The sequence below is a fragment of the Streptomyces sp. CNB091 genome (assembly GCF_000377965.1).
The window spans coordinates 278,998-299,942 of the sequence record NZ_KB899002.1 but is presented as its reverse complement, the minus strand read 5'-3'; the positions used below and the strand labels follow the sequence as shown (position 1 = coordinate 299,942).

Below are 20,945 nucleotides of genomic sequence, written 5' to 3'. Positions count from 1 at the left end.
AGCAGCGTGATGACCGTGGTGGCCGTCCCGGTGGTGGTGGCTTCGAGCGTCGTGACGACCGGCCGCGTGGTCCCCGTCGTGACGACGACCGGCCCTCCAGCGGTGGGTTCCGCCGCGATGACAACCGTGGTGGTGGCTCCGGCGGTGGCTTCCGCCGGGATGACAACCGTGGCGGTGACAGGGACCGGGGCGGATACCGCGGCGGTCAGCGCGACGACCGGGACCGTGGTGGTTTCCGGGGACGCGATGACCGGGGCGGCGACCGCGATCGTGAGCCGATCAAGCGGCTGCCGATTCCGGACGACGTCACGGGCCACGAGATCGACAAGGACGTACGCCAGGAGCTCATGAGCCTGCCGAAGACCCTTGCCGAGGACGTCGCGCGCAACCTGGTCATGGTGGCCCGGCTGATCGACGAGGACCCCGAGGAGGCGTACGCGTACGCCCGTATCGCCCTCCGGCTCGCGTCCCGCGTCGCCGCAGTGCGTGAGGCGGCCGGGTTCGCGGCATACGCGACGCAGAAGTACGCCGAGGCGCTCGCCGAGTTCCGGGCGTCCCGGAGGATGACCGGGTCCGTGGACCTGTGGCCCGTCATGGCGGACTGCGAGCGTGGGCTCGGGCGTCCCGAGCGGGCGATGGCCATGGCCGGCGAGCCCGAGGTGCAGAAGCTGGACAAGGCCGGACAGGTCGAGATGCGACTGGTGGCCGCCGGGGCACGCCGTGACATGGGCCAGATCGACGCCGCCATCGTGACCCTCCAGAGCCCCGAGCTCGCGTCCAACTCGGTGCAGTCGTGGACGCCGCGACTTCGCTACGCGTACGCGGACGCCCTGCTGGAGGCGGGGCGCGAGGACGAGGCGCGGGAGTGGTTCGAAAAGGCGCTGGAGGCCGACAAGGACGGTTCCACCGATGCGTCGGACCGGCTCGCCGCGCTCGACGGCGTGGAGTTCGTCGACGTCCTCGGTGACGACGAGACGGCCGAGGAGGACGCGGTCGACGAGGTCGCGCCCGGAGACCTCGACCACGAGGACGACGCCCGTGGCGACGCCGGCCTCGACGACGAGCAGGACGAAGTCCAGGACGAGGACGAGGACCAGGGCGGTTCCGGGGACGGTTCGGTCAAGGCCTAGCAGCTGGTGAAGAGGGGCGGCACTCCGGTCGGAGTGCCGCCCCTCTTCACGTTCCGTAGCGGTCTGACGGTCCCCGGGCAGCTTCGCGGATCAGTCGAGGGCGAGGCTTCGCATGACCAGGCCCGTGGCCGGCTTCGGGCCGAACGACGTCGACTTGCGGGGCATGGTGACGCCCTGCCGGGCCAGGTCCCGGACGACTTCTTCGCGTACGGGATGCATCAGGACCGCCGTCGCGTCGAGGCGCTCCGCCTGCTCGACGGCTGCCGCGGTGTCGTGGATGTAGCCGATGTGCTCCGGTGCGTCCGGGATCCGCCACACGTCGTCGAGCAGCGCGGAGTGCAGGACCGTCGCGTCCAGGGTGCGCCAGGCGTCGGGGCGGTCCGTGCGGATGGTGCGGGCCAGCAGGGCCGGGTCGGGGCGGTCCACCAAGTGGAAGCCGCCGTCGCCGGCGAGGAGGAACGCGTTGCCGCCGGCCGCCGCTTCGGCCAGCGCGTCGAGGGCCCGGGAGAGGGGTCCCTCGACCTGCCGTACGCGGAAGAGGCCGGTCAGTGCCTTCAGGGCCCGGGAGACCGGCAGCCCGCGCAGCAGCCGGTGGATGGCGCGGACCTGGAGAGGGTGGCGGGCCGTGTCGACGAGGAGGACGAGGCCGTGGTCCCACGGCCCGGGCGCGTTCTGTTCCCGCTGGAGCCGGAGGTAGGTGGCCCAGCGGTGGTGGCCGTCAGCGATGAGCGCCTGGTGCCGGGCGAGGTCCGTCGCGATCGCGCTCCGTTCGGCCGGGTCCGTCACGGCCCAGAGGCGGTGCCGGAAGCCGTCCTCCGTCGTGGTGGCGAGCAGCGGTTCCCGCTGCACCGTGCGCTCGATCACCGCTGCCGCCCCGGCCGGTTCGCCCGTCCCGCCGCGGTAGGTCAGCAGCAGCGGCTCCAGATGGGCCCCCGTCGTACGCATCAGCTCCGCGCGGTCCGCGACGACGTCGGCCATGACGTCCTCGTGGGGCAGCACGATGCCCTCGGAGGCGGGGGAGAGGGCCAGGGCGCCGATCAGGCCCCGCTGGAGGATCTCGTCGTTCCGCTGCTCGTAGACGTACAGCATCGGGTCCGGGTCGGGGGCGATGACGCCCTCGGCCAGCCAGCGGTCCAGGGTGGCGGCCGCCTGCCGGTGCCGGTCCCGGGCGGTGTCGGCCTGGGGGAGGATGAGACGCACGATGTTGTGCGGATCCGCGGACTCCAGGTGGTGCAGCCCGTCGGGCCTGACGACCACGTCGTACGGGGGCGACGTCACGGCGGCGAGGCTGCCGACCCGCTCGGGGACGTAACGCAGTCCGCGGAACGGGGAAAGCCGCAGTCCCTGGTCGACGGGGCCTGAAGTGTTCATCAGGGCATCGTATGTGTGCAGAGGGCATACGCGATGATCGGGGCAGAACGCGTGGAAGAGGAGCGAGTCATATGAGCCACCAGCAGGTCAGGTCCCGGCCGGCGGGGAGCAGTACGGCGCTGAGCGAGGCGTACGACACGGCTCTCCTCGATCTCGACGGGGTCGTGTACGCGGGCGGCGAGGCCATCGGCCACGCCGTGGAATCGCTGGCCCGGGCGCGGGCCGGGGGCATGCACCTCGCGTACGTCACCAACAACGCGCTGCGCACGCCGGACGCGGTGGCGGAGCACCTGACGGAGCTCGGGGTGCCCGCCGAAGCCTCCGACGTGATCACCTCCGCCCAGGCCGTCGCCCGGCTGGTCTCCAACCAACTGCCGCCCGGGGCAAGGGTGCTGGCGATCGGCGGCGAAGGGCTGCGGGTCGCGCTGCGTGAGCGCGGGCTGGTGCCGGTGGAGTCGGCGGACGACGACCCGGCGGCGGTGGTCCAGGGCTACGGCGGACCGGACATGGCGTGGGGGCGGTTCGCCGAGGCGAGCTACGCGATCCGGCGCGGGCTGCCGTGGTTCGCGTCCAACACCGACTTGACCATCCCGGGCGCCCGGGGCATCGCGCCCGGCAACGGGGCCGCGGTCGAGGTCGTCCGGATCGCCACCGGGGCCGAGCCGCAGGTCGCCGGGAAGCCGTTGCCGCCGATGCACCGCGAGACCGTGCTGAGGACCGGGGCGAAGCGGCCGATCGTCGTCGGGGACCGGCTGGACACGGACATCGAGGGCGCGTTCAACGGGGGCGTCGACTCGCTGCTGGTGCTGACCGGGGTGACCGACGCGGCGCAGCTACTGGCCGCCCCGCCGCAGCACCGCCCGACCTATGTGGACCGGGACCTGCGAGGGCTGCTGACCGGGCAGCCCGAGGTGACGCCCGCCGGTGAGGCCTACCGGTGCGGGGGCTGGACGGCTGCCGTGCGCGGGGGCGGGGGGCTGGTGCTGGAGGGCGAGGGCGAGGCGCTCGACGGGCTGCGGGCGCTCTGCGCGGCGGCCTGGACCTTCGCCGGTCCGGATGTGTGCGGGCTGGAGACGGGGAAGGCCCTCGCCGGGCTTGGGCTCTGAACCGTCCTCGGCACGGCCCGGCGGACCGACCCTGGTGCTACCCGCGCGCACCGGGCCCCGCCGCCGCCCGACGCCCTTGGGACGCGAAGGTGTTGAGGGGGGCGAGGGTGCCGGGCGGTGGCCCGCGACCAGTGGCGCGAAGAGGAAGATAGGTTAACCTAACCTGGTGCTGTTCGGTGGTCTGCCCGTGCCCCGCGCCGTGCCGCTCCACCTCACCGACTCCGGGAGTACGACCATGCAGCGCCTCACCGCAGAATCGGTGACCCTCGGCTACGACCAGCGGGTCATCACCGAGAACCTCTCGGTGGAGATCCCCGACAACTCCTTCACCGTGATCGTCGGTCCCAACGCCTGCGGGAAGTCGACTCTGCTGCGCGCCCTCGCCCGGATGCTGAAGCCGAGCCGGGGGCAGGTGCTGCTGGACGGGCAGGCCATCCACCAGCTGCCGGCGAAGAAGGTCGCCCGGACGCTGGGGCTGCTGCCGCAGTCCTCCATAGCTCCCGACGGGATCACCGTCGCCGACCTCGTCGCCCGCGGCCGCTATCCCCACCAGGGGTTGCTGCGGCAGTGGTCGCCGGAGGACGAGCGGGTCGTCGACGCGTCCATGGAGTCCACCGGCGTCGCCGAGCTGGCCGATCGCTATGTCGACGAACTGTCCGGTGGTCAGCGTCAGCGGGTCTGGATCGCCATGGCGCTGGCCCAGCAGACGCCGCTGCTGCTGCTCGACGAGCCGACGACGTACCTCGACATCCAGCACCAGATCGATGTCCTCGACCTGTGCGCCGAGCTGCACGAGACGCAGGGCCGCACGTTGGTCGCGGTGCTCCACGACCTGAACCACGCGGCGCGGTACGCCACCCATCTCATCGCGATGCGGGAGGGGGACGTCGTCGCGGCGGGACCGCCCTCGGAGGTGGTCGACGCGGCGTTGGTGGAGCGGGTGTTCGGGATGCGGTGCCAGGTGATCGACGATCCGGAGACGGGTACGCCGCTGGTGGTGCCCGCCGCCCGTAAGGCTCGGAAGGCCGCCGCCGCGTAGGGGTGGGCCGGGGTACGGCGACGGGTGCGGGGTGCGCCCCGGTGGGCGCTTTGTCCTCAATCGCCGGACGGGCTTGATTGTGCCGTCGCTCGTCCTTGACCGTGCGGGCCGGACGGGGGCCGTGCGGGCCGGACGGGCTCGAAACGGCTACAGCAGTGATCTCAGTTTCAGCAGGTCGCGGAAGCCCGCCTCCAGGCGTACGCGGCCCGAGCCCCACGCCTTCGCGAAGTTCAGGTCGCCGTCCACCAGCGCCACCAGGTCGTCACCCGTCATCGCGAGCCTGATCTCGGCCTTCTCCCGGGGCGGCCCCTCGACCGTGTCCCGTACCTCGATCAGGCCACCGGCCAGCCGACCGGTGAACGTGATGTCGAGGTCCTTGATGTGACAGCTCAGCGAGCGGTCGAGGGCGGCCGCGCCGCGCATGTCGCCCTCGGCGGTCGCGAGGTTGTCGGAAAGTCGTGTCAGTGCGCTGCGGCACTCAGCCATGGTCGCCATCGTGCTCGACGGTACACCGGCCCGTCCATGTAGCGTTTCGGCATGAGCGACTGGACGCCGGAGGCGGGGACACCGCCCGTGAGCACGCCCGATGAGCCCGTGCCCCTGGGGGTCGGGCGCACCCCCACCGGCCATGGAGCGGTGGACGCCCGGCTGGAGCGCCTGGCCGACGCGGACCACCTCCCGGCGGACGGGCACATCGAGGTGTACGAGGATGTACACCGTGGGCTGCGGGCCGAGCTGACCTCGCTGGACACCCGTCCGGCCGCCGTACCCGGTCCCGTACCCACGCCTTCGCAGCACACGCATCACGACAACAGGAGCTGAACCGAACGTGGCAGGAGTGGCACGTCGCCGCCTCGACGCCGAGCTGGTACGCCGCAAGCTCGCCCGCTCGCGCGAGCACGCGAGCCAGCTGATCGCCGCGGGGCGCGTCACCGTCGGCCGTACCACCGCGACCAAACCCGCCACCCAGGTCGAGACGGCCGCCGCGATCGTCGTGACCAAGGACGACGGCGACCCGGACTACGTCTCGCGCGGCGGCCACAAGCTGGCCGGGGCGCTCGCCGCCTTCGTGCCGCTCGGACTGACCGTAGAGGGGCGGCGGGCGCTGGACGCCGGGGCGTCGACCGGCGGGTTCACCGATGTGCTGCTGCGGGCCGGGGCCCGGCAGGTCGTCGCCGTCGACGTCGGCTACGGTCAGCTCGCGTGGTCGTTGCAGTCCGATGAACGGGTCGTCGTCAAGGACCGTACCAACGTGCGGGAGTTGACCTTGGAGGCCATCGACGGGGAGGCGGTCGACCTGGTGGTGGGGGACCTGTCGTTCATCCCGCTGGGCCTCGTGCTGCCCGCCCTCGCCCGGTGCGCCGGGCCGGAGGCCGACCTGGTCCTCATGGTCAAACCGCAGTTCGAGGTGGGCAAGGAGCGGCTCGGCAGCGGCGGAGTGGTGCGGAGCCCGGAGCTGCGCGCCGAAGCCGTGCGTGAGGTGGCGCGCCGGGCCTGGGGGCTCGGTCTCGGTGTACGGGGGGTGACGGCCAGTCCGCTGCCCGGCCCGTCGGGGAACGTCGAGTACTTTCTGTGGCTGCGGGCCGGCGCACCTGAGCTGGATCCCGCGGATGTCGACCGTGCAGTGGCGGAGGGGCCTCGTTGACGACCAATGTGACCACGAATGCGGCACGAACTGTCTTCCTTCTGGCGCACACCGGCCGACCGGCCGCGATCCGCAGCGCGGAGCTCGTCGTGCAGGGTCTGTTGCGCAACGGGCTGGGCGTGCGGGTCTCGGCGACCGAGGCGGCCGATCTGCCGCTGCCAGACACCGTGGAGACGGTCACCGACACCAGCCCCTCCGCCGTGGACGGCTGCGAGCTGCTGATCGTCCTCGGCGGTGACGGCACCCTGTTGCGCGGCGCGGAGTTCTCCCGCGCCTCCGGGGTGCCGATGCTCGGCGTCAACCTAGGACGCGTCGGCTTCCTCGCCGAGGCCGAGCGCGACGACCTCGACAAGGTGGTCTCCCGGGTCGTCACCCGCGACTACGAGGTCGAGGAGCGGATGACGATCGACGTCGTCGTGCACAGCAACGGCGACGTCGTGCACACCGACTGGGCGCTCAACGAGGCGGCCGTGCAGAAGGTGTCGCCCGAGCGGATGCTCGAAGTGGTCCTGGAGATCGACGGCCGTCCGGTCACCGGGTTCGGCTGTGACGGGATCGTCTGCGCGACCCCGACCGGTTCGACCGCGTACGCCTTCTCGGCGGGCGGGCCCGTCGTCTGGCCCGAGGTCGAGGCGCTGCTGATGGTCCCGATCAGCGCCCACGCGCTGTTCGCCAAGCCGCTGGTGACCTCGCCCACGTCGGTGCTCGCGGTCGAGGTCCAGCCGCACACCCCGCACGGGGTGCTGTGGTGCGACGGGCGGCGGACCGTGGAGCTGCCCGCCGGGGCGCGGGTCGAGGTGCGGCGCGGTGCGGTGCCCGTACGGCTGGCGCGGCTGCACCAGGCCTCGTTCACCGACCGGCTGGTGGCGAAGTTCGCGCTGCCCGTCTCGGGCTGGCGGGGCGCGCCCCACTGAGGTTTCCGAGGACGCCACGCCGACGGTTCCGAGGACGCCCCACGGCCCCCGCGACCCTCGGGAGAGTGAATCCGGGAGCGGGGGCCGTCGCGCGGCCGGCCCGGGACCTCGTAAGGTCATGTCCGTGTTGGAGGAGATGCGGATACGGTCGCTCGGAGTCATCGACGACGCGGTGGTGGAGCTGTCACCCGGTTTCACCGCGGTCACGGGTGAGACCGGCGCGGGCAAGACCATGGTCGTCACGAGCCTCGGGCTGCTGCTCGGCGGGCGCGCCGACCCCGCTCTCGTACGGGTCGGGGCCAAGGCCGCGGTCGTCGAGGGCAGGATCACGGTGTCCGAGGGCGACGCGGCGGCGCTGCGGGCCGAGGAGGCCGGGGCCGAACTCGACGACGGCGCGCTGCTCATCAGCCGTACGGTCTCCGCGGAAGGGCGCTCACGGGCCCATCTCGGCGGCAGATCCGTGCCCGTGGGGGTCCTGACCGAGCTGGCGGACGAACTCGTCGCCGTGCACGGCCAGACCGACCAGCAGGGCCTGCTCAAGCCGGCGCGGCAGCGGGGGGCGCTCGACCGGTACGCCGGGGACGGTGTGGCGGTCCCGCACGCCGCCTACACGGCGGCCTACCGGCGGCTGCGGACCGTCGCCGCGACCTTGGAGGAGCTGACCACCCGGGCCCGGGAGCGGGCCCAGGAGGCGGATCTGCTGCGCTTCGGCCTGAACGAGGTCGCCGCCGTCGAGCCGCTGCCGGGCGAGGACGTCGAGCTGGCCGCCGAGGCGGAGCGGCTCGGGCACGCCGAGGCGCTCGCCTCCGCCGCCTCCCTCGCGCACACCGCGCTGGCGGGGAACCCCGAGGATCCGGAGAGCGTCGACGCCACGACCGTGGTCGCCGCCGCCGGGCAGGCCCTGGAGGCGGTGCGGGCCCACGACCCGGCGCTGGCCGCGCTGGCCGACCGGATCGGGGAGATCTCCATCCTCATCGCCGACGTCTCCGGCGAGCTGGCCGGGTACGCCGACCAGCTGGAGGCCGACCCGCTGCGGCTGGCCGCCGTGGAGGAGCGCCGGGCCGAGCTGACCACGCTGACCCGGAAGTACGGCACGGACATCACGGCCGTGCTCGCCTGGGCCCAGGAGGGCGCGGGCCGGCTCACCGAGCTGGAGGGCGACGACGAACGCATCGGGGAGCTGACCGCGGAGCGCGACGGGCTGCGGGCCGAACTGTCGGTGCTCGGACAGGCGTTGACGGATGCGCGTACGGAAGCGGCGGACCGGTTCGCCGAGGCGGTGACGGGCGAGCTGGCCTCGCTCGCCATGCCCCACGCCCGGGTCTCCTTCGCCATCCGGCAGACCGAGGCTGCGGACGAGGCGTCCGGTATCGACATCGGCGGGCGCAGCGTCGCCTACGGGCCCTCCGGCGCGGACGAGGTCGAACTGCTGCTCGCCCCGCACCCCGGGGCCCAGCCCCGGCCGATCGCCAAGGGCGCTTCGGGCGGTGAGCTGTCCCGCGTGATGCTCGCGGTCGAGGTCGTCTTCGCGGGCTCCGACCCCGTACCGACGTATCTCTTCGACGAGGTCGACGCGGGCGTCGGCGGCAAGGCGGCGGTCGAGGTCGGCCGGCGGCTCGCCAAGCTCGCCCGGTCCGCCCAGGTGGTGGTCGTGACCCATCTGCCGCAGGTGGCGGCCTTCGCCGACCGGCAGCTGCTGGTCGAGAAGACCGTGGACGGCTCGGTGACCCGCAGTGGCGTCACGGTCCTGGAGGGCGAGGACCGGGTCCGGGAGCTGTCCCGGATGCTGGCGGGCCAGGAGGACTCCGAGACGGCCCGCGCCCACGCCGAGGAGCTGCTGGCCACGGCGCGCTCCGAATAGCCGCTCCTGCGGCCGTACGGATACGGGCCGGGGGCCCTCCCCGGCCGTACGGACACGGGCGGGGTCCCTCCGGCCGTACGGATACGGGCCGGGGGTCCCTCCGGCCGTACGGACACGGGCGGGGGGATTCCTCCCGCCCGTACGTACGTGCGTCCGGCGGGCGGATGTCGACAACCTCACGCCTCGATATTCACCCGTGAGGGTGATGCGGTGTGGTCGGTTGTCGCCCTGAGTGCGGCAGCAACGTTACGCCGGTCCCGGAACGTGCGTACGGGCTGGCATCCTTGGCGCTGTACTTTCCGCCGACTCCGGAGCCCCGGGGAGCCAATCAACGTGTCACAACTGCGTACGGTCCAAGTCCTGGGCGGCGGCAGTGCGGGCAGTAGCGCGCACGTCGGTTCGCTGGCCGCCGGGCTGGTGGCGCGTGGGGTACGGGTGACCGTCTGCGCCCCGTCCGCGGTGGACCGCGCCCACGACTTCACGGCGACCGGGGCACGGTTCCTTCCGGTGCCCCGGCGCAGCGACCCGGCCGCCGTCGCCGCGCTGCGGGCCGCCTGCGCGGGTGCGGACGTCGTCCACGCCCATGGACTCCACGCGGCCGCCCGCACCGCCCTCGCGCTGAGCGGCCGAGCCGTGCCGCTGGTGATGACCTGGCACACGCGGCGGTACGCGGAAGGTGCCCGCCGGCAGGTCCTGCACCTGCTGGAACGGCGTGCCGCACGGGCGGCGGCGGTGGTCCTCGCCCCCTCGTCCGACCTGGTGGACCGGGCCCGCGAGCGGGGCGCCCGCGACGCCCGGTTCGCTCCCGTGGCCGTGCCGCACCCGCACCCGCGCCCCGCCGGTGTCGGCGACGAGGGCAAGGCGCGGGCCGAACTGGGGGCGGTTGACCGGCCGTTGCTGGTGGCCGCCGGCAGTCTCGTACCGCATCACGGCTTCGACGTCCTGCTGGACGCGGCCCGTGTCTGGCGGTGTCTGGAGCCCGTGCCGCTGCTCGTCATCGCGGGCGAGGTGTGCGACCGCGGTGCTCTGCGACGCCGGATCAGGGACGAGGAGTTGCCCGTGACTCTCATCGGAAACCGGGACAGCGTGGGGGAGTTGCTCGCCGCCGCCGACCTGGCCCTGCTGCCGAGCCGGTGGGAGGGCCGCTCCCCGCTGGCCCAGGAGGCGCTGCGCGCAGGGGTGCCGCTCGTCGCCACCGCGGTCGGCGGTGTACCCGAACTGGTCGGCGCGGCTGCCGCGTTGGTGCCCTACGGCGACGACGAGGCCCTCGCCTGTACGGTCCTGAGGCTGCTCGGGGACCCGGCGGAGCGTGCCCGGCTCGCCGCGGCCGGGCGGGTGCAGGCGGCGGGCTGGCCCACCGAGGACGACACGATCGCCCATGTGCTCAGCGTCTACGACGAGTTGGCGCAGCCGCCGGCGGCAGGGCGGGTGCGCTGAAACGGTCGCTTCCAGGGCTCCCGCCTGCTCTCAGGTCGTGTGGCGGCGGGCCCGCAGCGCCAGGCTCAGCGCCAGCACCGTCTGCGGGTCGTCCAGGTCCGTGCCCAGCAGCTCGCCGATCCGGGCCAGGCGGTTGTAGAGCGTCTGGCGGTTGAGGTGCAGCTCGCGGGCGGTCTCCGCCTTGCGGCCCGCGTGTGCCAGATACGCCTGGAGCGTCGGGAGCAGCGGCGGGCGCGAGGTGCGGTCGTGCTCGCGCAGCGGACCGATCGCCCGGTCCACGAACGCCGCCAGGTCAGGATGGTCCCGCAGCCGCCACAGCAGCAGGTCGATGTCGAGGCGCCGGGCGTCGTACCAGGGCCGGTCGTCCAGGCCCTGCGCGGCCGTCGCCGTCTCCGACGCGTGCCGCAGCCCCGCGCCCGCCGCGGCCCAGCCGCCCGCGACGCCGACCACGACCACCGGCGGCCGCGATCCGGCGCGGTCGAGGCCCGCCCGCTCCACCCCGGCCCGCAGCGCCGCCGCCACCCGGTCCGCGACCGCGGCGCGCTCGCCCTCCGAACGCAGCCCGACCAGCAGCGGAACCCGCCCCTCCACGGGCCGTACGCCGAGCAGCACCGGAACCCCGACCGAGGCCAGCTCCTCCAGGACCGCACGGGCCAGCACCGCCCAGTTGCCCGACGGGGACAGCTCGGGGGCCAGCCGCATCACCACCGGGAGCAGCGGGGCGTCGCCGGGCCGGAAGCCGAGCACCCGGGCCTGGGCCGGGGCGTCCTCGGGGGCGATCCGGCCCTCCGCGAGGTCGGTGAGGAAGTCGCCCCGGCCCCGGGCCGCCAGCTCCTCCTCCTGCCGGGCCTGCATCAGCACGACGGCGAGGAGGCCCGCCGCGCGCTCCGCCGCCATCCGGTGCACGGTCGCCAGCGGCCCGGCCACCGCGAGCAGCACCAGCCGGGCCCGTACCGCACCGGTCTCGGGCCCGCCGCCGTCCACGTCCACCAGCACCGCACCGGCCGGCGGGCTCTCCCGGGCCGCCCGGTCGCCGCGCATGCCCTCCCAGATCTGGAGCGGGTCCGCGCCCACCGGGGCGGTTCCGGTCGACGCCGCGTACAGGAGCCGGCCGTCGGGCGTCTCCAGGAAGACCGGGTTGGCGGTGAAGTCGGCGAGGATCCCGAGGACCTGCGGCACCCCGCCGCCGTCGAGCAGCGCCCGGGTGGCGCGCCGGTGCACCTCCTCCGCCCGCTGGAGCAGCGCGTAGTGGCCGTTGACGATCTCGGTGTGCACCTCCTCGGTCACCACGACGAACGGCACCTCGCGGTGCAGCTGGACCAGCGGGAGCCCGGCCGCGCGGGCGGCGTCCACGATGGAGGCGGGCAGCCGGCCGAAGCGCGGGCCGAGCTCCACCACCAGGGCCGCGATGCCCCGGTCGGCGAGGCGGCGGACGAAGGCGCGCTGTTCGGCGGGGCGGGCGCCCAGGCCCAGACCGGTGGTCAGGAGCAGCTCGCCGCCCTTGAGGAGGGAGGCGATGTTCGGGACCTCTCCCGCGTGCACCCAGCGCACCGTGCGGTTCAGCCGGTCGGCTCCGGCCACCACCTCCGGGAGCCCGGCGCGGAGCCCCGGCAGCTCCAGCGCCCGCTGCACGGTGATTCCGCTGTGGCTCTCCACGTACCGGCCCGCTTCCTTGTGCCCCGCCCGTCGATCGGGCGGTCGTCCTGTTCAGGACGCTACCGCCCGGGGGTCGGGGCGCGCACCGCAGGGGAGGAGCGCGGACGCGTCGCCGCACCGGGCCCGCCGGTCAGGGCTTCGTCAGCAACCCCGCGAGCGCGCCCCGGCTCAGCCGCGTGAACTCCTGGACGCCGGGCGTGTCCGTCCACCGGATCGGCGCGGCCGGGCTGCCGCCCGCCCCGCCGTTCCTGCTACTCCTCCACCGGGCGTACGCGGCCGAACCACTCACCGCCCCCTGAGAACGCGCGACGGCCGCCCCGCAGAGCCCGGGGCGGCCGCCTGCACCATCAGCGGATCAGCCGACGTACGCGCCGCTCGCCGTCAGCCGCAGAGCCGTGTCGATCAGCGGGACATGGCTGAACGCCTGCGGGAAGTTCCCCACCTGGCGCTGGAGGTTGGAGTCCCACTCCTCGGCCAGCAGGCCCAGGTCGTTGCGGAGCGACAGCAGCTTCTCGAACAGCTGGCGCGCCTCGTCGACCCGGCCGATCATCGCGAGGTCGTCGGCCATCCAGAACGAGCAGGCCAGGAACGCGCCCTCGTCGCCCGCCAGACCGTCGACGCCCGCGTTCTCGCCCTCCGTCGGGTAGCGCAGGATGAAGCCGTCCTCCGTGGACAGCTCCCGCTGGATCGCTTCGATCGTGCCGATGACCCGCTTGTCGTCCGGCGGCAGGAAGCCCATCTGCGGAATGAGCAGCAGGGAGGCGTCCAGCTCCTTCGACCCGTAGGACTGGGTGAAGGTGTTGCGTTCCTTGTCGTAGCCGCGGTCGCAGACGTCCCGGTGGATGTCGTCGCGGAGCTGGTACCACCGCTCCAGCGGGCCTTCGACGTCCCCGGACTCGACCAGTTTGATCGTCCGGTCGACCGCGACCCACGCCATCACCTTCGAGTGCACGAAGTGCCGGCGCGGTCCGCGCACCTCCCAGATGCCCTCGTCGGGCTCCTCCCAGTGCTTCTCCAGATACTCGATCAGCTTGAGCTGGAGGCCCATGGCGTAGTCGTTGCGGGTCAGCCCGGTCATGTGCGCCAGGTGCAGTGCCTCGGTGACCTCGCCGTACACGTCGAGCTGGAGCTGGTTGGCCGCTCCGTTGCCGACCCGGACCGGGCCGGAGTTCTCGTAACCGGGCAGCCAGTCCAACTCCGCCTCGCCGAGCTCGCGCTCGCCGGCGATGCCGTACATGATCTGGAGGTTCTCCGGGTCGCCCGCCACCGCCCGCAGCAGCCACTCGCGCCAGGCGCGGGCCTCCTCCCGGTATCCGGTGCGCAGCAGCGAGGAGAGGGTGATCGCGGCGTCCCGCAGCCAGGTGTAGCGGTAGTCCCAGTTCCGTACGCCTCCGATCTCCTCAGGCAGCGAGGTGGTCGGGGCCGCGACGATGCCGCCGGTCGGCGCGTACGTGAGGGCCTTCAGCGTGATCAGGGAGCGGACGACCGCCTCCCGATAGGGCCCGTGGTACGTACACTGGTCGACCCATTCGCGCCAGAACAGCTCGGTCGCCTCCAGGGACCCCTCGGGTTCGGGGAGGGCGGGCGGCCCGTGGTGCGAGGGCTGCCAGCTGATCGTGAACGCCACCCGTTCGCCGGGGGCGACGGTGAAGTCGGAGTAGGTGGTCAGGTTCTTGCCGTACGTGTCCGCCTCGGTGTCCAGCCAGACGGAGTCCGGACCGGCGACGGCGACCGTGCGGTTGTCGACCTTGTGCACCCAGGGCGTCACCCGGCCGTAGCTGAAGCGCATCCGCAGCTCCGAGCGCATCGGCACCCGGCCGCTGACGCCCTCCACGATCCGGATGAGCTGCGGCGCCCCGTCACGCGGGGGCATGAAATCGGTCACCCGTACGGTGCCGCGCGGCGTGTCCCACTCCGATTCCAGGACGAGGGAGTCACCGCGATAGCGCCGCCGGTCGGCGAAGGCCGGCTCCGTTCCTTCCGCTCTCGCGGGGGCCATGCGCCAGAAGCCGTGTTCCTCGGTGCCCAGAAGCCCCGCGAACACGGCGTGCGAATCGAAGCGGGGCAGGCACAGCCAGTCCGCTGTGCCGTCCCGGCAGACCAGGGCTGCGGTCTGCATGTCTCCGATGAGTGCGTAATCCTCGATGCGCCCGGCCACGTGCGTCTCCAGTCGAACGGCCATGTCGCCCTGTAAGAGGGCGCTTACTGCAGGTCAAGGGGGTCGTAGGGTCTTTCACCCGGGAAGATCCGACGAGTCCTGTACCGGTGGGCGGCCTGGGTGGCGCCGCCGCCCGGCCGTCTCGGCAGCGAGTGTTTGAGCAGGATACGACGCGCCGCGAAGATCCGCGCGACGGTCTCCGTAAGATCTCCGAGCTGACCGAGTGGGACGTGGAGTGGCTGGGGTGAAGGTGTGACGCCCCGGTGTGGGGTGTGGCCGGAAGCAGCCTCCCGCCGTCGCTGTTACCCTGGTAGCCCGTGGACCGGTGGTCGTTCGCGACAGCGCACGAGGCCCCCGAACCGCAGCGACGGCGCCCCCGGAATCTCCGGTTGGGCGGCCGGTACGCACCTCAGAATCGCGACCACGGGAGCCCCCTTTGGCTATGCAGCCCACATCCACGACGACCAAGCACATCTTCGTCACCGGGGGTGTCGCCTCCTCCCTCGGCAAGGGTCTGACTGCCTCCAGCCTGGGTGCCCTGCTCAAGGCGCGGGGCCTGCGGGTCACCATGCAGAAGCTCGACCCGTACCTCAACGTCGACCCGGGCACGATGAACCCCTTCCAGCACGGTGAGGTGTTCGTCACCAACGACGGCGCCGAGACCGACCTGGACATCGGCCACTACGAGCGCTTCCTCGACGTCGACCTCGACGGCTCCGCCAACGTGACGACCGGCCAGATCTACTCGCAGGTCATCGCCAAGGAGCGGCGCGGCGAGTATCTGGGCGACACCGTCCAGGTCATCCCGCACATCACCAACGAGATCAAGCACCGCATCCGCCGTATGGCCACCGACGACGTGGACGTCGTCATCACGGAGGTCGGCGGCACGGTCGGCGACATCGAGTCGCTGCCGTTCCTGGAGACCGTCCGCCAGGTCCGCCACGAGGTCGGCCGGGACAACGTCTTCGTCGTCCACATCTCGCTGCTGCCGTACATCGGCCCCTCCGGCGAGCTGAAGACCAAGCCCACCCAGCACTCGGTGGCCGCCCTGCGCAACATCGGCATCCAGCCGGACGCCATCGTGCTGCGCGCCGACCGCGAGGTCCCTACCGCCATCAAGCGCAAGATCTCGCTGATGTGCGACGTCGACGAGACCGCCGTGGTGGCCTGCCCGGACGCCCGGTCGATCTACGACATCCCCAAGGTGCTGCACACCGAGGGTCTGGACGCCTACGTCGTGCGCAAGCTCGACCTGCCGTTCCGGGACGTCGACTGGACCACTTGGGACGATCTGCTGGACCGGGTCCACAACCCCGACCACGAGGTCACCGTCGCGCTGGTCGGCAAGTACATCGACCTGCCCGACGCCTATCTCTCGGTCACCGAGGCGATCCGCGCCGGAGGCTTCGCCAACAAGGCCCGGGTCAAGGTCAAGTGGGTCACCTCCGACGACTGCCGGACCGCGGCGGGCGCCGCCGAGCACCTGGGGGACGTCGACGCGATCTGCATCCCGGGCGGCTTCGGCGAGCGCGGTGTCGACGGCAAGGTCGGCGCCATCCGCTACGCCCGCGAGAACAAGGTCCCGCTGCTCGGCCTCTGCCTCGGCCTCCAGTGCATCGTGATCGAGGCGGCCCGCTCGCTCGCCGAGATCCCCGACGCCAACTCCACCGAGTTCGACGCCGCCACCTCCCACCCCGTCATCTCGACGATGGAGGAGCAACTCGCCTACGTCGAGGGCGCGGGCGACCTGGGCGGCACCATGCGGCTCGGCCTCTACCCGGCCAAGCTCGCCGAGGGCTCCCTCGTCCGCGAGGCCTACGACGGCCAGCCGTACGTGGAGGAGCGCCACCGCCACCGCTACGAGGTCAACAACGCCTACCGGGGCGAGCTGGAGAAGAAGGCCGGACTGGTCTTCTCCGGCACCTCCCCGGACAACAAGCTCGTCGAGTACGTCGAGTACCCGCGCGAGACGCACCCCTACCTGGTCGCCACCCAGGCGCACCCGGAGCTGCGCTCCCGCCCGACCCGCCCGCACCCGCTCTTCGCGGGTCTGGTGAAGGCCGCCGTCGCGCGCCAGGTCGCCGCCGCGAAGGGCGCGGACGCGTAACACCGAGGCACTACGGTTGACCGGGGTACGGATCCTGCGCGGATCGGTACCCCGGTTTCCGTTGGTTCGTGGGAGGACGTGGACGTACATGGGTATCCAGGACAAGCCCGAGGAGTGGCAGGTCACCGCGACCGCGACCCCCTTCACCGGCAACAAGACCAGCGTCCGCACCGACCAGGTGGTGATGCCCGACGGATCCGTCCACGGCCGTGACTACCAGGTCCATCCCGGCTCCGTCGCCGTCCTCGCGCTCGACGACGAGGACCGGGTCATCGTGCTGCGCCAGTACCGCCACCCGGTGCGCCACCGGCTCTGGGAGATCCCGGCCGGACTGCTCGACGTCCCCGGCGAGAACCCCCTGCACGCCGCTCAGCGCGAGCTGTACGAGGAGGCGCACGTCAAGGCCGAGGACTGGCGGGTGCTGACCGACGTCTACACCACGCCCGGCGGCTGCGACGAGGCCGTGCGCGTCTTCCTCGCCCGCGATCTCTCCGAGGCGGAGGGCGAGCGGTACGCGGTCGCCGAGGAGGAGGCCGACATGGAGCACGCCCGGGTGCCGCTGCCCGAGCTGGTCCGCTCGGTGATCGCGGGGGACGTGCACAACAACTGCCTGGTCGTCGGGGTGCTCGCGCTCTCCGCCGTACGCGCGGGCGACGGCGTCGACTCCCTGCGCCCCGCCGACGCGCCCTGGCCGGCCCGGCCCTTCGAGGCCTGACGGGCAGTCTGGACCCCTGCCCCACCCCCCGATCGGTCATTAAGAATGAAGAAATGCTGATCCGATCGGGGGATGTTCCCCGTGCTCCGCCCCACTCCGCAGTGATCGTCGTCACCGCTGAACTACGCTCGAAACGCACCCGACCGGGGTTCCGGCGGGCACCGCGTGCAGCGAAGTGGAGCGTGGCTCGTGACCGATCAGGCGGTGGACACCAGCGGCCCGGCAAAGGCCCCGGGGACCGAGGAGCCGCCCGGCGCCGTCCCACCCCGATTCTTCGGCCGCGAACGTGAGTTGAAGGCCCTGCGGGCGGACATCGAGCGGGCCGGCCTCGACACCCTGGCCGGCCGCAAGACCCCCCGCGCCCGGGTCCTGCTCATCGCGGGCCGGCCCGGATCCGGCCGCAGCGCACTCGCCGAGGAGCTGGCCGGAGCGCTCACCGGAACCGACGCCGCCGGGGCCGCCGCGACCGCCACGGGCGCACTGCCCTGGGCCGTTCCCGGTACGGGCTCCGGCGACTACCCCGACGGGGTGCTCCGGGTCGGCCTCACCGACCCCGGCGGCGGGAGCGTGCCCACCGAACGCACCGCGGGTGAGATCCTCGGCCTCCTCGGGGTGGCGGTCCCGCCCGGCGCCGATCAGGACGAACTCTCCGAGATGGTCCGCGAGGCCCTCGCCGTACGCCGGCTCGTCCTGGTGCTCGACGACGCGGCCGACGCCGAACAGGTCGACCCGCTGCTCCCGGAGAACCCGGACTGCCTGGTCCTCGCCACCGCGACCGGACCGCTGACCGGCATCCCCGACGTACGGCCCTGCACCCTCGGCGGACTGGAGGCGGGCGCGGCGGTGCGGCTGCTCGCCCGCGTCATCGGACAGGTCCGCATCACCGTCGACCCCCGCACCGCGGAGAGCCTGGCCGAGGAGTGCGGGGGCCAGCCCGCGGCGCTCGCCCTGATGGGCGGCCTGCTCGCCGCGCACCCCATGGCCTCGGTCGCCGACGTCGCCAAGCAGCTGCACGAGCTTCCCGACCCCGGCGAGCACCTGCCCACCGGCGCCCGCCCGCTGGCCCGCGCGTTCCGGCTCGTCCACGACTCCCTGCCCCAGGCCGCCGCCCGGACACTGCGTCTGCTGGCCCTCGCCCCCGCCGGGCTCGCCGACGCCCACACGGCCTCCGCGCTGGCCGGCTGCTCGGTCTCCGCCGCCCGCTCCACCCTCGACGGCTTCGTGAAGCTCGGGCTGCTGCGGACGGACGGCGCGGCCCATCCCCAGTACGCGGTGCCCGGCTGCCTCGCCCCGCTGCTGCTGGCCCTCCTGGAGGACCGGGACCGGCCGGCCGAGATCCAGCTCGCCCGCGCCCGGATGCTGGAGCGGACCGTGCGCCGGCTCCAGTCCTGCCGGGCGGTCACCGAGCCGGAGAGCTCCCCCGCCCGCCGCAGGCTCGCCGGTCTGCCCCGCTCGCTGCGCTTCCCGAACGCGGACGAGGCGGGCGCGTGGCTGCGGGTCCGCCAGCCCGCCCTGCTCGCATCGGCCCGGCTCGCCGTGGCGGACGGCGAGCTCGACACCCTGGCGCGGCGGCTGGTGGCGGCGCTGGTGAGGGCGCTGGCCGCGCACCGGGGGACGGAGGAGGCCGCCCCCGAGCTGTACGGGCTGCACGGCCTCGTCCTGGACGTGGCGATCCGCCGCGAGCTGCCCCGTGAGCAGGCGGCCGCCCTGCTGAACCTCGCGGACCTGGACGCCCGCACCGGCCGCACCCGGGACGCGCTGACCCGCTACCGGGCCGCGCTGGACGCCGGAAAGGCCGCGAAGGACCTGTACGCCACCGGTCGCGCGATGGAATCCGTGGGCGGCGCGTACGAGGAGCTGGGGGACTACCACCGGGCCGCCGACTGGTACGGCCGGGCGCTCGCCCAGCGGCTGACCCAGGGCGAGCGCGCCGACGAGGCCCGGCTGTACGGGCGGCTCGGGGCGGTCCACACGTACGCCGGGCGCTACGGCGAGGCGCTGCGGAACTGGCGGGCCGCCGCCTCGGGTCACCGCAGGCTCGGCGATCCGGCGGCCCGGGCGCGGGCGCTCAGCGAGGCGGCCCGGGTCCAGGAGTACGCGGGCCGGCCGCACGACTCGCTCCAGACCTGCCGGGAGGCCGTCGACCTGGCCCGGCACGCCGGTGACGTGCGGCTTCAGGCGGCGCTCCAGCTGCGGCTCGCCGACACGCTGGACCGGCTCGGGGACCCCGCGGCGGCCGGGTTGCACCGGAACGCGGCCGATAGATTGCTGGGCGAGGAGGCTTCTGCCTACGAAATCCGTAGTGCTTCGACAGAAAGTTAATGCTTTGTAAGGCTAGACAGCGCGAAGTCCTTCATTAGACTGGCTCTGCCGCGTTCCTCCGCGGCGTCTCCATTTATGCTGTATATGTCCGGGTGTGCACCGTTCTGCCCGGACGACCCTCCGAGCCAAGGACCGTGATCGACGTGAAGGTCGGCATCCCCCGCGAAGTCAAGAACAACGAGTTCCGGGTGGCGATCACCCCCGCCGGAGTGCATGAGCTCGTCCGCCACGGCCACCAGGTCGTCATCGAGCACGACGCCGGTGTCGGCTCGTCCATCCCGGACGAGGAGTACGTCGCCGCCGGTGCGCGGATCCTCGCCACCGCCGATGAGGTCTGGGCCTCCGCCGACCTGCTGCTGAAGGTCAAGGAGCCGGTCGCCGAGGAGTACCACCGCCTCCGCAAGGACCAGACCCTCTTCACGTACCTGCACCTCGCCGCCTCCCGCGAGTGCACCGACGCACTGCTGGCCTCCGGCACCACCGCCATCGCCTACGAGACGGTCGAGACCGCGAACCGCGCCCTCCCGCTGCTCGCCCCGATGTCCGAGGTCGCGGGCCGCCTCGCCCCGCAGGTCGGCGCCTACCACCTGATGCGCTCCGTCGGTGGTCGCGGCGTGCTGCCCGGCGGCGTCCCCGGCACCGCGGCGGGCAAGGCCGTCGTCATCGGCGGCGGTGTCTCCGGCTGGAACGCCACGCAGATCGCCGTGGGTCTCGGCTTCCACGTCACGCTGCTCGACCGCGACATCAACAAGCTGCGCGAGGCCGACAAGATCTTCGGCACCAAGGTGCAGACCGTTGTCTCCAACGCCTTCGAGCTGGAGAAGGCCGTCGTCGAGGCCGACCTCGTCATCGGCGCCGTGCTGATCCCCGGGGCCAAGGCCCCGAAGCTGGTCACCAACGAGCTCGTCGCCAAGATGAAGCCCGGAAGTGTACTTGTCGACATTGCAATCGACCAGGGTGGCTGCTTCGAGGACTCGCGTCCGACGACCCACGCCGAGCCGACCTTCCAGGTCCACGACTCGGTCTTCTACTGCGTCGCCAACATGCCCGGCGCGGTGCCCCACACCTCCACCTACGCGCTCACCAACGCGACGCTGCCCTACATCGTGGAGCTCGCGAACCGCGGCTGGGCCGACGCCCTGCGCCGCGACGCCGCACTCGCCAAGGGCCTCAACACCCATGAGGGCCAGGTGGTTTACCGTGAGGTGGCCGAAGCGCACGGCCTGCCGCACGTCGAGCTGACCGCGCTCCTGGGCTGACGGGTCAACCCCCTCCGTCAACATCGCGCGTCCGGCCGGACCTTGCCGAGCAAGGTCCGGCCGGACGCGTATCGGGCCCTGTGGGGCCCTTGCGCAACTCGCGCCGAACGTAACCCTTTACCCGTTTCGTGCTGCGGTGAAATGCGCGGCTTGGTCGCTGTGCACCCTTGACAGCGAGGCGTTCGATTGCCGACACATCGGGCCGGGTCCGGCGGATTGTGT

The 20,945-nt window shown here is 72.9% G+C and carries 16 protein-coding genes and 2 pseudogenes; 13 read left to right on the top strand and 5 right to left on the bottom strand.

Annotation, left to right across the window (positions count from 1 at the left end; all coding sequences use genetic code 11):
* A pseudogene (locus D581_RS1000000141355) lies at positions 1 to 317 on the bottom strand (hypothetical protein); the annotation flags it as partial.
* A gap of 30 nt (positions 318 to 347) precedes the next feature.
* On the opposite strand from D581_RS1000000141355, the gene D581_RS01000000137610 reads away from it, so the two are divergent.
* Complete coding sequence (locus D581_RS01000000137610) at positions 348 to 1,130, top strand: tetratricopeptide repeat protein (RefSeq protein ID WP_018959679.1); 783 nt, start codon at positions 348 to 350, stop codon at positions 1,128 to 1,130.
* A gap of 90 nt (positions 1,131 to 1,220) precedes the next feature.
* On the opposite strand, the gene D581_RS0123675 is transcribed toward D581_RS01000000137610, so the two are convergent.
* Positions 1,221 to 2,501, bottom strand: a complete 1,281-nt coding sequence (locus D581_RS0123675; RefSeq protein ID WP_018959678.1) for a DUF1015 family protein — start codon at positions 2,499 to 2,501, stop codon at positions 1,221 to 1,223.
* Between the two features lie 71 nt (positions 2,502 to 2,572).
* On the opposite strand from D581_RS0123675, the gene D581_RS0123670 reads away from it, so the two are divergent.
* A complete protein-coding gene (locus D581_RS0123670) occupies positions 2,573 to 3,607 on the top strand; it encodes an HAD-IIA family hydrolase (RefSeq protein ID WP_018959677.1) in 1,035 nt (344 codons plus the stop codon).
* 235 nt (positions 3,608 to 3,842) lie between these two features.
* Complete coding sequence (locus tag D581_RS0123665; RefSeq protein ID WP_026290838.1) at positions 3,843 to 4,646, top strand: ABC transporter ATP-binding protein; 804 nt, start codon at positions 3,843 to 3,845, stop codon at positions 4,644 to 4,646.
* A gap of 147 nt (positions 4,647 to 4,793) precedes the next feature.
* Here the strand turns inward: D581_RS0123665 and D581_RS0123660 are convergent, their stop codons facing one another.
* On the bottom strand, positions 4,794 to 5,141 hold the full coding sequence (locus D581_RS0123660; RefSeq protein WP_026290837.1) for a sterol-binding protein: 348 nt from the start codon (positions 5,139 to 5,141) through the stop codon (positions 4,794 to 4,796).
* Positions 5,142 to 5,183: 42 nt separating this feature from the next.
* Here D581_RS0123660 and D581_RS0123655 point away from each other — a divergent pair, with 42 nt between their 5' ends.
* The 5 genes from D581_RS0123655 (at position 5,184) to D581_RS0123635 (ending at position 10,503) form a co-directional block, all read left to right on the top strand.
* Complete coding sequence (locus tag D581_RS0123655; protein WP_020679238.1) at positions 5,184 to 5,468, top strand: hypothetical protein; 285 nt, start codon at positions 5,184 to 5,186, stop codon at positions 5,466 to 5,468.
* Between the two features lie 7 nt (positions 5,469 to 5,475).
* Positions 5,476 to 6,291: a TlyA family RNA methyltransferase gene (locus D581_RS0123650; RefSeq protein ID WP_026290836.1), complete on the top strand. Its 816-nt coding sequence runs from the start codon at positions 5,476 to 5,478 to the stop codon at positions 6,289 to 6,291.
* An 8-nt stretch (positions 6,292 to 6,299) separates the two neighbouring features.
* Entirely contained in the window at positions 6,300 to 7,205 is a 906-nt protein-coding gene (locus D581_RS0123645) for an NAD kinase (protein ID WP_018959672.1), read from the top strand.
* A 118-nt stretch (positions 7,206 to 7,323) separates the two neighbouring features.
* Positions 7,324 to 9,066, top strand: a complete 1,743-nt coding sequence (gene recN, locus D581_RS0123640; RefSeq protein ID WP_018959671.1) for a DNA repair protein RecN — start codon at positions 7,324 to 7,326, stop codon at positions 9,064 to 9,066.
* A 333-nt stretch (positions 9,067 to 9,399) separates the two neighbouring features.
* Positions 9,400 to 10,503 (top strand): glycosyltransferase family 4 protein, encoded by a 1,104-nt coding sequence (locus tag D581_RS0123635; RefSeq protein WP_018959670.1) that lies wholly within the window; start codon positions 9,400 to 9,402, stop codon positions 10,501 to 10,503.
* 30 nt (positions 10,504 to 10,533) lie between these two features.
* Here the strand turns inward: D581_RS0123635 and D581_RS0123630 are convergent, their stop codons facing one another.
* Positions 10,534 to 12,159 (bottom strand): PucR family transcriptional regulator, encoded by a 1,626-nt coding sequence (locus D581_RS0123630; protein WP_018959669.1) that lies wholly within the window; start codon positions 12,157 to 12,159, stop codon positions 10,534 to 10,536.
* 176 nt (positions 12,160 to 12,335) lie between these two features.
* Between D581_RS0123630 and D581_RS1000000140875 the strand changes: the two are divergent.
* Positions 12,336 to 12,458 (top strand): annotated as a pseudogene (locus D581_RS1000000140875) (branched-chain amino acid aminotransferase); the annotation flags it as partial.
* A 56-nt stretch (positions 12,459 to 12,514) separates the two neighbouring features.
* On the opposite strand, the gene D581_RS0123620 reads toward D581_RS1000000140875, so the two are convergent.
* Entirely contained in the window at positions 12,515 to 14,317 is a 1,803-nt protein-coding gene (locus D581_RS0123620; RefSeq protein ID WP_018959667.1) for a glycoside hydrolase family 15 protein, read from the bottom strand.
* 442 nt (positions 14,318 to 14,759) lie between these two features.
* Between D581_RS0123620 and pyrG the strand changes: the two genes are divergently transcribed.
* The 4 genes from pyrG to ald all read left to right on the top strand — a co-directional run bounded on the left by pyrG (position 14,760) and on the right by ald (position 20,723).
* Positions 14,760 to 16,427 carry a CTP synthase gene (gene pyrG / locus D581_RS0123610; protein WP_018959665.1) on the top strand — a complete coding sequence of 556 codons (1,668 nt, stop codon included), beginning with the start codon at positions 14,760 to 14,762 and terminating at the stop codon, positions 16,425 to 16,427.
* Between the two features lie 88 nt (positions 16,428 to 16,515).
* Entirely contained in the window at positions 16,516 to 17,142 is a 627-nt protein-coding gene (locus D581_RS0123605; protein WP_018959664.1) for an NUDIX domain-containing protein, read from the top strand.
* Positions 17,143 to 17,331: 189 nt separating this feature from the next.
* Positions 17,332 to 19,464: an ATP-binding protein gene (locus tag D581_RS0123600; protein WP_018959663.1), complete on the top strand. Its 2,133-nt coding sequence runs from the start codon at positions 17,332 to 17,334 to the stop codon at positions 19,462 to 19,464.
* A gap of 143 nt (positions 19,465 to 19,607) precedes the next feature.
* Positions 19,608 to 20,723 (top strand): alanine dehydrogenase, encoded by a 1,116-nt coding sequence (gene ald / locus D581_RS0123595; protein WP_026290835.1) that lies wholly within the window; start codon positions 19,608 to 19,610, stop codon positions 20,721 to 20,723.
* Positions 20,724 to 20,945: the final 222 nt, after the last annotated feature.